The organism is Marinobacter sp. DUT-1, assembly GCF_050379415.1.
Lineage (GTDB): Bacteria > Pseudomonadota > Gammaproteobacteria > Pseudomonadales > Oleiphilaceae > Marinobacter.
In genome coordinates this window covers 542,423-555,081 of record NZ_JBNRLS010000001.1, presented here as the reverse complement: position 1 = coordinate 555,081, position 12,659 = coordinate 542,423, and the positions used below count along the sequence as shown (strand labels likewise).

Genomic DNA, 12,659 nt, shown 5'->3' with positions numbered 1-12,659 from the left:
TCTGGCAGGGAGTTAAAAGCCTGTAGTAACTACAGGGTCAAGTCTCAGCTGCGGGACTCCGAGGCCAGGTGCGCCAGGTCCTCGCTGACCTGCTGTGGTGTCAGTCCGGGACGGAGCAGCAGGCGGGCTTTTCCAGAACGATCGAAGACATAGACCGCACTGCTGTGGGAAACGTTATAGTTGCCATCGGCATCCGGCTCGTCATAGCCGAACGTGGTTCGATAACGTTTGGTGAGGTCGCGCAGTTCCGGTTCGGCGGCGGTCAGACCCACGACGTGGTCGCCGAAAAAACTGGCGTAGCTTGTGAGTCGTTCCGGGGTGTCCCGCTCGGGATCGACACTGACGAACAGCGTCGTGATGTCGTCGCGGTAGTCCGCTGGTAACTGGTTCACCGCCTTGCGCAGATCGGTGAGGGTCGTGGGGCAGACATCGGGGCAGGAGGTGAATCCGAAGTAGAGCAGTCGGATGTCGCCCGCGGAATCCTTCGGCGTAACGGTCTGGCCGCCGCTGCCAACGAGTTCGAATTCGAGCTCCGGCATCAGGCCGGAGATGTCCTTGCCATGCCACTGCTCGTCATTTCCGAAGCAGCCAGTCAACGCCAGGACAGAAACAGTCAGGATCAGGGGCAACAGCCGTTTTGTCATGAACTCTCTCCCGCCAATCTTGATGGCTTCATAACTCTGCCGTCCTCGTGCATGGCCCGGCGCAGGATCAGCAGGATACCGATAACGCTCATCATCGCCGGGGGAATCCAGGTGAGCAGACCTCCCAGGAGTTGGTCGGTTTCCGGCGCCATGGGCCAGGCCCGGCCACATACCTCGTAAACGTCATACACCATGCCCCGGGAGAACACGATCCAGGCACCGAGAACCATCTGGGGAATGGCCACTGCCGCCAGTATCAGGATGCGTTTGCCGTAGCCCAGCGCATTGGTCAGAACCGGTGAGCGTGGATCGAACATCAGCCACCAGAACAGCAGGCCATCCAGCAACATGCTCCAGTTCATGGTCCAGTACAGCTGGCGCGAGAGCATGGCGTCGAAATGGATCGGTGGCCACAGCCAGAAATAGATCAGGCCGACAAACAGGACAGCGGCAATCACCGGCTGCTGCAGGATTCGGTAGACCCAGCCCAGTGGGCGTAGCCAGGAGCGAAGGGTGGGCCCCATTTGTTCGTACCAGAAACGGAAGATGGGTAACGGATTGGACAGGGCTATCAGGAACGGTCCCAGGTGATGCAGGATCAGGTGCTGGCCCCGGTGTACAAAGAACATGTACTGGGAATAATAATCAAACCGGGTCTGCATGACGCCGTAACACAGCAGTACCCCGACCACGAACGTAACGATGCGCACGGAGCCGGGGCGTTCCTCGGGTGCCATGTGCAACAGGGCGTAGCTGTAGCCTGCCAGTACCAGCGCGAAACCGAGTATGGTCAGGGGTGAAAAATCATAGGGGGCCAGGAAGCCGATATCGGGCATGGAAACCACTCTGTGTGCAATCGCAGCCAACCGGGTTTATCTTTTTTGTTATACAACACCGAGTTTTAACCCCTGCGGTCCGGATTGCAAGGGTAAAAACAGTTCCAGTGCGGAGACACCAGATGGCGCGATTCAACGAGGCGATACCGGCCCCTTCGGTCCTGATTTTCGATTGGCACGGCACCCTGGTGGATACCCACGATGCCATGTTCAGCGCCATGGAGGAGATGCTGCCGCAGCTGGAAGAACTTGGCCTCGTGGAGCGCTTGTTACCGGAGGACCAGTGCCGCACCCGGGATGATGCCCGGCTGGTGCGTTACATCCGGATTTTCCGGCGCTTGCATCCGCGGATCCTGGCCGAGCGCCGGGTCTCTCGAACCGACATCTTCAATGCGATCTTCGGTGAGGACAAGGAAGCCAAGCTGATCGCCCACCAGGCCTACAATACTGCCTATCGCAAATATTTCGGCCAGGTGAGACCCTTCCAGCCGGGTGCTTATGAATACCTGTCGGCATTGAAAGCCATGGGCATCCGGTTGGCGGTATCCACCAACCGCAACCGCGAGTTTCTGGACAAGGAACTGAGGATGGTGGACGAAGGCCGTTGGCAGTATCTCTTTGACGCCACGGTGTGTGCCGACGACGTTACCGAGTACAAACCGGACCCCCAGGTGATCCTGAAGGCCCTGGAAAAGCTCGAGCTGCCGGCGGACAGCCGCGCCTGGTACGTGGGTGACAGCTACGTGGACATGCTCACTGCTCACAAGGCCGGGGTCTCGGGCGTATTCTACAATGGCGCGTGCTGGGAGCAGGACCGTATCGACAGCTGGTTCACCAAGCGGGATGCCCCGGCCGCGATCCTGGACAGCTTCGAGGATCTGCTCAACCTGCTGGCGTTGCTGGAACGCCAGGAACCGGAAGTCTTCGCCCAGGCCCCGGCTGAGGTGCGGCCCAGGCCATTCCCGCCCCCGGAACGCCCGGAACCGAGAATCGAGCCGGACTGGCACCCGGCCGTGGTCCGGTTGATTCGCCCGGCGGTGGTGCTGTTCGACTGGCATGCAACCCTAGTGGATACCCTCGACGCCATGTATCACGCCGTGGATGACATGCTGCCGGATTTCCACAAACTCGATCTCATGGACCGGATGGTGGCCCCGGAGGACAGCAAGACCCTTGAGGATGCCCGGTTGGTATCCTACGTGCGTGAATTCGCCAAACTGCACCCCAAGGTCAAGGCGGACCGGAAGATTTCCAGGACGGATATTTTTGAGGTGCTGTTTGGTGAGGATCAAGAAGCCAAGCAGGTGGCCCACAAGGCCTTCAACCACCATTACCGGAACCACTACGGTACTGTTAAGTCTTTTGAGCCGAGGGTCCGGGATGTGCTCGAGGGGCTGAGAAAACTGAACATTCAGGTAGGGGTGATCACCAACCGGGACAGGGAGTTCTTCGAGCACGAGCTGGATGCGGTGGAGGGCACCGGCTGGTCCAATCTGTTTGATGTGGATGTATGTGGTGACGATACCCCGTTGCGCAAACCTCACCCGGACCAGTTGCTGCTGGCGGTCCAGAAGCTGGACTACCCGCCGGATCCGAGTGTCTGGTATGTCGGAGACAGCACCACCGATGTGATCGCCGCCAAGCGGGCAGGGATGACCTCGGTGTTTTTTAACGGCGCCCAGTGGGATCAGCCCTGGCTGAACAAGATCTTTCCGGGTACCCATAAACATCCGGACAAACCGGACGTGGTGGTGAACGATTTTTCCGAGTTCTGGGCGCTGGTGCTGGCCTGCGAGGTGGGGCCGCCGTAAGGACTGATTTCAGGGCCGGGCCTGGAGCGCCTCTTCCACATCCAGCCCGAGCATCACGACACCAAGCGGCTTGCCGCCTTCTTCCGGAGTAATCGCCGAGCTGACCATGATCTGGAAGCGGGAGGTGGAGCCATCGTAGCGAATGGGAGAAATGTAGAGATTGCCGGCGGAGTCGGGGGCGTCCATAACCCGCCTGAACTTGGGTTCGTCACCCTGCCAGAAATCGGATGAGAGGCGGCTCATGGCCGCGATAGTCCCCAAACGGTTGACCACAATGGCCTCGGTTACCAAGCCCGGATACTTTGCCTTCCATTGACGCAATGCCTTTGAAGCAGGCAGCTGAAGTATGTGTCGGGCCAGGAGGATGGCCTCGCCGGGGGCCTTTGCCTGCCAGTCCCGATCGATTTTCTGGATATCTTCGGGGGCTGGATTGGTCGAACCGTCGGCGATTGCCTGCCGTAGATCAACCTGTTGCGCCAGATCGTCCAGCAGGGAAACCGCTAGGTGCTCAGCCTGATGGCGTTCGGTCGAGGACAGCGTGATCTGTTCCTCCATGCAGCCGGGAAGGGCGCGATTGAAAGCCGCCAGGAAGTGAGGGTGACTGGCGTCAAATTCGCGGTTCAGGTACAGGTACAGCGGCGCGTAACGCGCAAACTCCATGTGCATCGTCTCGAGGTTTTCGCCCATGGGGCCGGCCAGGACCGCCATCAGGCGCCGATCCATCAGCGCGGCATCAATCCGTCCGCGTCGCAGCAGTGCGAGCAACTGTTCGGGCGTGCCCACGGTGAGAAATTCCCCATAGCCGGAAGCTTCCATCCAGGCCAGCTCGTTGCTGCCATTGACCACGCCGATACGGGCACTGGAGGGCTCGGTTTGCGCCTCGGTGCTGAAGAAGTACCATTTTTCGAGGGCTACGGGATCGCTGCGCAGGGCGACGGCGTCAAGTTCGGTGGAGGCGTCAAGGGCGAAGTAGCCGTCGATCATGTACCGGCGCAGTTCATACAGGGCCCGATTCGGTGGCGCCAGATGAATCTCCGGCGCCCAGCCCGCCGCCCGGGCAGCACAGGTGATGGTCTCCACGGTCTCCCCGGCCACCGATACCTGTTGGTCCAGCAATTGGATCCGGTACTGGTAAGGGGGAGCCTCGTAGGTATAGAGTTCCAGGATTCGCGGGTCCGCCACGCTCAGGGAAGGAGCCAGTATCGGCAAGAGCGACAGCAACTGCCTGGCAAGCATGATGGTCGTTTCGTCCCTGTTGTTGACAATCGTGCTCTCAGCCTAGCAGGCTTCCCGGGCTTTTGCCGCACAACGTTTGGGCATATCCTTGTAACCATGAAAAACAACAAGATCCGAAGCCATGACTGACACCAAAGCGTCTATCCTGGTGGTCGATGATGATGCAGCCATCCGGGAGTTGCTGCAGGAGCACCTGTCCCGGGTAGGCTATGACATACGGACCGCCGAGGATGGTGAGCGGATGCGGCTTCTGCTCGCAGAACGGCCTGCAGACCTCATCGTACTGGATATCATGCTGCCGGGTGATGACGGCTTCACTCTGTGCCGGGAGATCCGGGAGCATTCCCAGGTGCCGATCATCATGCTGACCGCCAGTTCTGACGAGACCGACCGGGTGGTGGGCCTGGAGATCGGCGCCGACGACTACCTGGCCAAACCGTTCAGTGCCCGGGAGTTGCAGGCCCGGGTCAAGGCGCTGTTACGACGGGCCCGGTTTGCCAGGGCCGAAAATCCCCGTTTCATCCTGTTTGACCGCTGGCGCCTGGACACCCTGGCCCATGAACTGATCGACGAGAATGGCCAGTCAACGGCGCTTTCCGGTGCCGATTTTGCTCTGCTCCAGCTGTTTCTGAACCACCCCAACCAGATCCTGGACCGGGACACCATCTCCGACGTTACCCGGGGGCGGGAGTCCATGCCGCTGGACCGGGTGGTGGATGTGGCGGTCAGCCGGCTCCGGCAGCGGCTCGGCGATCAGGGTCGTAACCCGAGGCTGATCAAGACGGTGCGGGGAGCGGGGTACCTGCTCGCCGCCACGGTAAGTCATGGCCCTGAATAGTTCCGGCGATCAGCGATCCCTGTTCTGGAGCTGGGTGCCGTCCTCCCTGCTCGGCCGGGTGTTGCTGCTGACGCTGTTGGCCATGGCCGGAGCCCAGGTCATTTCCAGTGCTGCCTGGGTCGCCACCTATCGGGCCCAGCAGGAGGAGGGCCTGGTCGCCACCACCCGGAACCTCGCCCAGTCCGCGTCGGCGACCGTGCAGTTTTTCAACTCCCTGCCTCAGGAATACCGTCACATAGTGCTCGATCAGTTGCGGGACATGGGCGGTACCCGTTTCTTTGTCTCCCTGAACAGCAAGCGCATCGACATGACCCCGTTGCCGGATACTGCCCGCAAGCAACTGGTCATGGAGGAAGTACGCTCGGTGTTGCGCCAGCGCCTGGGTAACCGAATCAACCTGCATGTGGATTTCGTGCATCCGGACAATTTAAGGATCCTCAATACCGAGCTGCCGCTGGACGCCTTGCCGCGCTCCTGGGCCCACTATGCACTCACCCTGGAGCCGCTGAACCCTCCGGTGATGGTGACCCAGATCGAGGTGGATCAGGATGAGTGGCTGTACCTGGCAGCCGCCCTGCCGGCTCCCTTCGTGTCCCTGGAGGAGGAAGGTATTCCCGGCCAGCAGATCCTGTTCGTGGTGGTCATGATCGGCATCCTGTTCCCGGTGCTGGCGTGGCTGATCCGGCAGCAGACCCGGCCCCTGCGCAAACTGGCCAGGGCCACCCGGGATCTGCCGCTGGATGACGCCACACCGCCACTGAAGGAGCAGGGCAGTGCCGAGATTGTTGCTGTCACCCGCAGTTTCAATACCATGCGCCGGCGCCTGCAGAGCTACATCAGCGACCGGGAACAGCTGTTTCGTGCCATTTCCCATGATCTTAAAACGCCGATTACCCGCTTGAGGCTGCGGGTTGACCTGATCGAGGACGAGCCCATGCGGCAGCGGCTCGAAGCAGACCTGCAGGAACTGGAAGTGCTGGTCAAGAATGCGCTCCAGTCCATGAAAGACACGGATATCCACGAGAACGCAGAGCCCGTGGATATCGAGCGCATGCTGCGCGGTATGGGTGAGGCTTATCAGTCCGGGGGGGCACGCCGTGTCACCGTTCAGGGTCACTGCCGGCGTTACCGGGGCAAGCCGCTGGCGCTGAAGCGATGCCTGGGCAATCTGGTGGACAATGCGGTCAAGTACGGTCACGTGGCCCGGGTACGTATCGAGGATGAGCCCGGCCGGTTGGTGATCCATGTGGAGGATGAGGGCCCCGGGGTGCCGGAGAACCAGTTGGCCCGTATTTTTGAACCCTATTACAGGTTGCAGGCCAGCCAGCGTCAGGGCCATGGACTGGGGCTGGGAATTGCCCGCAACATTGCCCAGAACCATGGCGGAGAGCTTGTCATTGCCAACCGCACCGAAGGTGGCCTGCATGTCACTCTTACCTTGCCGCGGCACTGAAGGGTTAATGTAACAAAGGTGTTACATCGGTCTTTCAGTTTGATACTCATCGTCTCGGTTTCCTGCCATAGACTCCGAAGTTGTGAAGACAACAAAAACAAGGAGTCAACATGTTTCACGCTACGAATTCCCCTGTGAAGGGCCGGCTCGCCGGTCGATCTCTGGCTGTTGCAGTCGGGCTGACCTCGTTGGCCATGGCGGCCGGTTCGGTGCAGGCCCAGGAGCAGCAGAGCGTCGAGGAGCGGCTGGCTGCACTGGAAGAAAAACTCGCTGAAGCAGAGCCGAAGGCTACGGGTGACGAAGGATTTTCCTTCAACACTTATGCCCGCTCCGGGCTGTTGCTCAATGGCGACCTGCAAAGCGCGCCGGGCGGTCCCTACCTGACCCCGGCTGGCTCCGTGGGCGGTGCTGTGGGCCGCCTGGGCAACGAACCGGATACCTACCTGGAAGCCATCCTCAACTACAAACAGGTGGCCGAGAACGGCACGAAATCCCATTACCGTCTGATGATCGCGGATTCCACCACGTCATCGAACGACTGGACCGCCGGTGATGGTGCTTTGAACGTGCGCCAGGCCTATGTGGAGTTCAGCAATCTGGCCAGCTTCTCCGGTATTTTCGAGGATGCGTCGATCTGGGCCGGCAAGCGCTTTGACCGGGATCTGAACTTCGACATCCACTGGCTGGACAGCGACATTATCTTTCTCGGGGGCCTGGGCGCCGGTATTTACGACGTCAAATTTGCCGATAACGTGGAATCCAACTTTTCCCTGTACGGTCGCAGCTTTGTCGATTTTCCGGCAGATACCGATTTTGTCCCGGAAGGGAGCTACAGCACCGATAACCTGATCCTGACTGCCGACAACTACTTCGGCAACGTGCAGTGGACCCTCAGTGGCATGAAAGCCCAGGACAACGATGTGCGCCTGGTGAGCGGTAGCAATACCACGGCCGCTGAAACCGGCGTTCACACCATGCTCGCCTACCATGGCGACAGTTTCTTTGGCGTTTCCGACGGCAACTTCAAGGTCGCCGTTCTACACGGGCAGGGCCTGGGGGCGGAAACCAAGAACATCGGCGCAGACGGCAATCTGCATGAGGATGCGGTCAGCACGCGTCTGGCGGTTTACGGCACGACTTACCTGAGCGAGAACTGGCGCCTGGCACCGGCGATCCTGGCAGAAACCAGTGAGGACCGTTACATCAAGGGCGACGAATACCAGTGGCTGACCTTCAATGCCCGGCTGGCCCAGGAGCTTACCGCCAATTTCGAGATGCAATACGAGACGTCCTGGCAAACCATGGACCTCACCACCCAGGGCTACGAAGGACGTAGTGCCGTGGACGGCGACTATAGCCGATTTACCGTAGCGCCCACCTTCAAGCCACAGGTTGGCGGGTTCTGGAACCGTCCGGAAATCCGCCTGTTTGCTAGCTACTCCACCTGGGATGACGAGCTTGAAACCTATGCCGCTGGCGACCCGCTGGGTGCCGACAGCGATTTCGAGAGCGGCCAGTGGACCTTTGGCACGCAAATGGAAATCTGGTTCTGAACCTGATCAAGACAACAAAACAGGAAGGAATGACCATGAACCTATTCAAGAAAACCCTTACCGCTGCGGCCGTGACTGCCGCACTGTTGCCAGCCCAGGCCGTCCAGGCCGGTGAAGTGGAAGTGCTGCACTGGTGGACCGCCGGCGGTGAAGCCCGCGCTGCAGCCGCCCTCAAGGAAATGATGGAAGAACAGGGCCACACCTGGAAAGACTTTGCCGTGGCCGGTGGCGGCGGTGAAGCCGCCATGACCGTCCTCAAGACCCGTGCTGTGTCCGGCAACCCGCCGGCAGCGGCGCAGATCAAGGGCCTGGATATCCGGGAGTGGGCCAAGCTGGGCTTTCTGACCAGCCTGGATGACGTGGCTGAGGCCAACAACTGGAATCAGCTGATTCCGCCGGTGATTGCCGATGTCATGAAATACGAGGGCAACTACGTGGCCGTGCCGGTCAACGTGCACCGGGTCAACTGGCTGTGGGCCAACCCCGACGTGCTGGAGAAGACCGGCGTCAAATTGCCGACCACCCTGGATGAGTTCTACAAAGCCGCCGAGAAACTGGAAGCCGCCGGAGTGATTCCCCTTGCCCACGGCGGCCAGCCCTGGCAGGACGCCACCGTATTCGAAGCGGTTGCACTGGCGGTGATGGGACCGGACGAATTTGCCCGTGCCTTTGTTGAACACGATATGGAAGTGATCAACAGCCCGGTGATGGAGAAGGTGTTCTCCGAGTTCGCCAGGGTGATGAGCTATGTGGACGACGACGCCGCTGGCCGTGACTGGAACACCGCCACCGGCATGGTAATCCGTGGCGAGGCCGCCATGCAGATCATGGGCGACTGGGCCAAGGGCGAATTCACCGCCGCCGGCCTGACCCCGGGTGAGGACTACATCTGCGCGCCGGCCCCCGGCACCACCGGTGAATTCACCTTCAACGTGGATTCATTCGCCATGTTCAGCCTGAGCGATGACGAAAACACCAAAGCCCAGAAGGATCTGGCCCGCACCATCCTGGAGCCGGAGTTCCAGACGGTGTTCAACAAGGCCAAGGGGTCCATCCCGGTTCGCACCGATATGGAGATGTCCGGATTCGATGCCTGCGCCCAGGCGTCCATGGACACCTTCAAGAGCAGTGCCGATACCGGCGGACTGGTCCCGAGCTTCGCCCATGGCCTGGCGACCACCAGTTATATCCAGGGCCAGATCTTTGACGTTGTCACCAACTTCGTGAACAGCGACGACAAGGATCCCGCCCGGGCTACCGATCAACTGGCAGCCGCCATTCAGGCCGCCATGTGATCCGGCGGGGGCCGCCCGTTCGGGTGGCCTCCGATCCTTTCGGGAGAGACTTCATGGAACACATTCAACGCCAACCTGTCCGGGTGGCCCGGTCGCGCCCGGGTCTGCTGGACGCGCTGCAGCGCTGGCTGCCCAAGCTGGTTGTGGCCCCGACCTTTGTGCTGGTCGGTGTCGGTATCTACGGCTTCATGATCTGGACCGGCATCCTGTCGTTTACCAGTTCCAGCTTCCTGCCAGTGTATGAGTTTATCGGCTTTGACCAATACGCCAAGCTGATGTCCAACGACCGCTGGCTCACCGCCTCGGTCAATCTGGGTATTTTCGGCGGACTGTTTATCGCCTGTTGCCTGGTGATCGGCGTGCTGCTGGCCATCTTCCTGGATCAGAAAATCCGCCAGGAAGGTGCCATTCGCACGATCTACCTGTACCCCATGGCCCTGTCCATGATCGTCACCGGTACCGTGTGGAAGTGGATCCTCAACCCCAGTCTGGGGCTGGAGAAGCTGATGCATGACTGGGGCTGGAGCTCCTTCAGTTTCGACTGGCTGGTCAGCTCGGACATGGCCATTTACACCATTGTCATGGCGGCTGTCTGGCAGGCCTCGGGGTTTGTCATGGCCCTGTTCCTGGCGGGACTCCGGGGTGTGGATTCCTCTATTATCCGCGCCGCGCGGATTGATGGAGCCAGTATGCCGCTGATTTACCTGAGGATTGTCCTTCCCAGCGTGCGGCCCGTTTTTTTCAGTGCCGTCATGGTGCTGGCCCACATCGCCATCAAGAGTTTTGACCTGGTCATGGCCATGACCGCCGGCGGCCCGGGTTACTCCACCGACCTGCCTGCGGTGTTCATGTATGCCCATACCTTTACCCGTGGCCAGATGGGCCTGGGTTCGGCCAGCGCCATGCTGATGCTGGGCGCGATTCTGGCCCTGCTGGTGCCTTACCTTTACTCCGAGCTGAGGGAGAAACGCCATGACTGATGTCGTCCGTAACGGCTTTCGTCCCAGCCGCGTGGCTGTCTACGGCGTGTTGCTGCTGGCCGCGCTGGTGTACCTGATCCCGCTGTTCATCATGCTGGTGACCAGCTTCAAGACGCCGATGGATATCCGCACCGGTAACCTGATGGCGCTGCCCACCGACTGGACCACTATCGGCTGGACCAAGGCCTGGTCAGAGGCCTGCACCGGCGTCGATTGTGGTGGCATCAGCGGTTACTTCTGGAACTCGTTCAAGATGACGGTGCCGGCCGTGCTGATTTCGACTTTGCTTGGCGCCTTCAACGGCTATGTTCTGTCGAAGTGGAAGTTCAAAGGCTCCAACCTGTTCTTCGGTATGCTGCTGTTCGGCTGCTTCGTACCGTTCCAGGTGGTCTTGCTGCCAATGGCGGCGACGCTTGGTTTCCTCGGCCTCGCCAACACCACCGCCGGCCTGGTGCTGGTGCACGTGATTTATGGCGTGGCCTTCACCACGTTGTTCTTCCGTAACTATTACGTGGCCATTCCGGATGCGTTGATCAGGGCAGCGCGGCTGGACGGCGCCGGCTTTTTCACCATTTTCTTCCGCATCCTGCTGCCCATGTCGACACCCATCTTCATGGTGTCGCTGATCTGGCAGTTCACCCAGATCTGGAACGATTTTCTGTTCGGCGTGGTGTTCGCAAGCGGCGACAGCCAGCCGATCACCGTGGCGCTGAACAACCTGGTCAACACCAGCACCGGGGTGAAGGAATATAACGTGGATATGGCCGCGGCCATGATCGCGGCGCTGCCCACCCTGGTGGTCTACATCGTCGCCGGCAAATACTTCATCCGGGGCCTGACCGCCGGATCTGTCAAAGGTTGACCTGAGAGGATAACAATAATGTCTCAACTGGAACTGCGGAGCATCCGCAAAACCTATCCGGGCGTTGCCGAGGAAACCCTCAAGGGCATCGACATCGACATCGCCTCCGGTGAATTTATTATCCTGGTGGGCCCGTCCGGCTGCGGAAAGTCCACCCTGATGAACACCATCGCCGGGCTGGAAACCATCACCGACGGCTCGATCGTGCTCGATGGCAAGGACATCTCCAGCATGGAGCCGAAAGACCGGGACATCGCCATGGTGTTCCAGTCCTACGCCCTGTACCCGACAATGACTGTGCGGGAAAACATTGCCTTTGGCCTGAAAATCCGTGGCCTGCCAAAACAGGAAATCGATCAGGAGGTTGAGCGGGTGGCTGACCTTTTGCAGATCTCCGGCCTGCTGAACAAGAAGCCATCGAACCTGTCGGGTGGTCAGCAGCAGCGGGTAGCCATGGGGCGGGCCCTGGCCCGCCGGCCGCGCATCTACCTGTTTGATGAACCGCTCTCCAACCTCGACGCCAAACTGCGGGTAGAAATGCGCGCAGAGATCAAAAAACTGCACCAGCGCCTGAAAACCACCATCGTGTATGTGACCCACGACCAGATCGAAGCCATGACGCTGGCGGATCGGATTGCCGTGCTCAAGGACGGCGAGTTGCAGCAGTTGGGCACGCCCAGGGAAGTCTATAACACCCCGGCCAACCTGTTTGTGGCAGGATTCATGGGCTCACCGGCCATGAGCTTTGTGCCGGTTTCCGTGGAGCAGGGCGAACACGGATTGCAGGCCGAAGTGCGGGGCAATAACGGTAGCGCCATCAAGCTGCCAGTCCCCGATTACCTGGTTGACCGGGTAGGACGCGAGGTGATTCTGGGCATCCGCCCGGAACACATCACCCAGCCCCAGGATCAGAAGAACGATCAGACGCTGGTCACCAAGGGCGAGTTCACCATCGAGGTGACCGAGCCCACCGGCCCGGACGTGATCGCGCTGATCCAGCTCAACGAAACCAACGTGCACTGCCGGATCGATCCGGAGCACCCCGTGGAGTGGGGCGAGACCGCGGAGTTGATGTTCGATATGAAAAAAGTGGTGTTCTTCGATCCGGAAACGGAGAAGCGGATCGTGCCCCACTGAGGCTCTATCTCGGA

General features: G+C 60.2%; 11 protein-coding genes. 8 read left to right on the top strand and 3 right to left on the bottom strand.

Going from position 1 to position 12,659, the window contains the following annotated elements:
- Positions 1 to 44: 44 nt before the first annotated feature.
- Positions 45 to 644, bottom strand: a complete 600-nt coding sequence (locus ACQUTG_RS02535; RefSeq protein WP_428917901.1) for an SCO family protein — start codon at positions 642 to 644, stop codon at positions 45 to 47.
- Complete coding sequence (locus tag ACQUTG_RS02530; RefSeq protein WP_428917900.1) at positions 641 to 1,480, bottom strand: cytochrome c oxidase assembly protein; 840 nt, start codon at positions 1,478 to 1,480, stop codon at positions 641 to 643. The genes ACQUTG_RS02535 and ACQUTG_RS02530 overlap by 4 nt, the downstream gene beginning before the upstream one ends.
- Positions 1,481 to 1,602: 122 nt before the next feature.
- Between ACQUTG_RS02530 and ACQUTG_RS02525 the strand changes: the two genes are divergently transcribed.
- On the top strand, positions 1,603 to 3,291 hold the full coding sequence (locus tag ACQUTG_RS02525; RefSeq protein ID WP_428917899.1) for an HAD family hydrolase: 1,689 nt from the start codon (positions 1,603 to 1,605) through the stop codon (positions 3,289 to 3,291).
- Between the two features lie 9 nt (positions 3,292 to 3,300).
- On the opposite strand, the gene ACQUTG_RS02520 is transcribed toward ACQUTG_RS02525, so the two are convergent.
- Positions 3,301 to 4,527 (bottom strand): substrate-binding periplasmic protein, encoded by a 1,227-nt coding sequence (locus ACQUTG_RS02520; protein ID WP_428917898.1) that lies wholly within the window; start codon positions 4,525 to 4,527, stop codon positions 3,301 to 3,303.
- A 121-nt stretch (positions 4,528 to 4,648) separates the two neighbouring features.
- On the opposite strand from ACQUTG_RS02520, the gene ACQUTG_RS02515 reads away from it, so the two are divergent.
- The 7 genes from ACQUTG_RS02515 to ACQUTG_RS02485 all read left to right on the top strand — a co-directional run bounded on the left by ACQUTG_RS02515 (position 4,649) and on the right by ACQUTG_RS02485 (position 12,645).
- Entirely contained in the window at positions 4,649 to 5,365 is a 717-nt protein-coding gene (locus tag ACQUTG_RS02515) for a response regulator (protein ID WP_428917897.1), read from the top strand.
- Entirely contained in the window at positions 5,352 to 6,818 is a 1,467-nt protein-coding gene (locus ACQUTG_RS02510) for an ATP-binding protein (RefSeq protein WP_428917896.1), read from the top strand. The genes ACQUTG_RS02515 and ACQUTG_RS02510 overlap by 14 nt, the downstream gene beginning before the upstream one ends.
- A gap of 110 nt (positions 6,819 to 6,928) precedes the next feature.
- On the top strand, positions 6,929 to 8,371 hold the full coding sequence (locus tag ACQUTG_RS02505) for a carbohydrate porin (RefSeq protein ID WP_428917895.1): 1,443 nt from the start codon (positions 6,929 to 6,931) through the stop codon (positions 8,369 to 8,371).
- A 35-nt stretch (positions 8,372 to 8,406) separates the two neighbouring features.
- Positions 8,407 to 9,666 carry an ABC transporter substrate-binding protein gene (locus ACQUTG_RS02500; RefSeq protein ID WP_428917894.1) on the top strand — a complete coding sequence of 420 codons (1,260 nt, stop codon included), beginning with the start codon at positions 8,407 to 8,409 and terminating at the stop codon, positions 9,664 to 9,666.
- A 53-nt stretch (positions 9,667 to 9,719) separates the two neighbouring features.
- Positions 9,720 to 10,646: a carbohydrate ABC transporter permease gene (locus tag ACQUTG_RS02495; RefSeq protein ID WP_428917893.1), complete on the top strand. Its 927-nt coding sequence runs from the start codon at positions 9,720 to 9,722 to the stop codon at positions 10,644 to 10,646.
- Positions 10,639 to 11,508, top strand: a complete 870-nt coding sequence (locus ACQUTG_RS02490; RefSeq protein ID WP_428917892.1) for a carbohydrate ABC transporter permease — start codon at positions 10,639 to 10,641, stop codon at positions 11,506 to 11,508. The genes ACQUTG_RS02495 and ACQUTG_RS02490 overlap by 8 nt, the downstream gene beginning before the upstream one ends.
- Before the next feature lie 18 nt (positions 11,509 to 11,526).
- Complete coding sequence (locus ACQUTG_RS02485; protein WP_428917891.1) at positions 11,527 to 12,645, top strand: ABC transporter ATP-binding protein; 1,119 nt, start codon at positions 11,527 to 11,529, stop codon at positions 12,643 to 12,645.
- Positions 12,646 to 12,659 lie beyond the last annotated feature (14 nt).

Excerpts from the sequence above, each read along its gene's own strand:
- ACQUTG_RS02495 (WP_428917893.1), top strand. The coding sequence starts at position 9,720 with ATGGAACACATTCAACGCCAACCTGTCCGGGTGGCCCGGTCGCGCCCG.
- ACQUTG_RS02515 (WP_428917897.1), top strand. The coding sequence starts at position 4,649 with ATGACTGACACCAAAGCGTCTATCCTGGTGGTCGATGATGATGCAGCC.
- ACQUTG_RS02525 (WP_428917899.1), top strand. The coding sequence starts at position 1,603 with ATGGCGCGATTCAACGAGGCGATACCGGCCCCTTCGGTCCTGATTTTC.
- ACQUTG_RS02530 (WP_428917900.1), bottom strand. The coding sequence starts at position 1,480 with ATGCCCGATATCGGCTTCCTGGCCCCCTATGATTTTTCACCCCTGACC.
- ACQUTG_RS02510 (WP_428917896.1), top strand. The coding sequence starts at position 5,352 with ATGGCCCTGAATAGTTCCGGCGATCAGCGATCCCTGTTCTGGAGCTGG.
- ACQUTG_RS02485 (WP_428917891.1), top strand. The coding sequence starts at position 11,527 with ATGTCTCAACTGGAACTGCGGAGCATCCGCAAAACCTATCCGGGCGTT.
- ACQUTG_RS02505 (WP_428917895.1), top strand. The coding sequence starts at position 6,929 with ATGTTTCACGCTACGAATTCCCCTGTGAAGGGCCGGCTCGCCGGTCGA.
- ACQUTG_RS02520 (WP_428917898.1), bottom strand. The coding sequence starts at position 4,527 with ATGCTTGCCAGGCAGTTGCTGTCGCTCTTGCCGATACTGGCTCCTTCC.
- ACQUTG_RS02535 (WP_428917901.1), bottom strand. The coding sequence starts at position 644 with ATGACAAAACGGCTGTTGCCCCTGATCCTGACTGTTTCTGTCCTGGCG.
- ACQUTG_RS02500 (WP_428917894.1), top strand. The coding sequence starts at position 8,407 with ATGAACCTATTCAAGAAAACCCTTACCGCTGCGGCCGTGACTGCCGCA.
- ACQUTG_RS02490 (WP_428917892.1), top strand. The coding sequence starts at position 10,639 with ATGACTGATGTCGTCCGTAACGGCTTTCGTCCCAGCCGCGTGGCTGTC.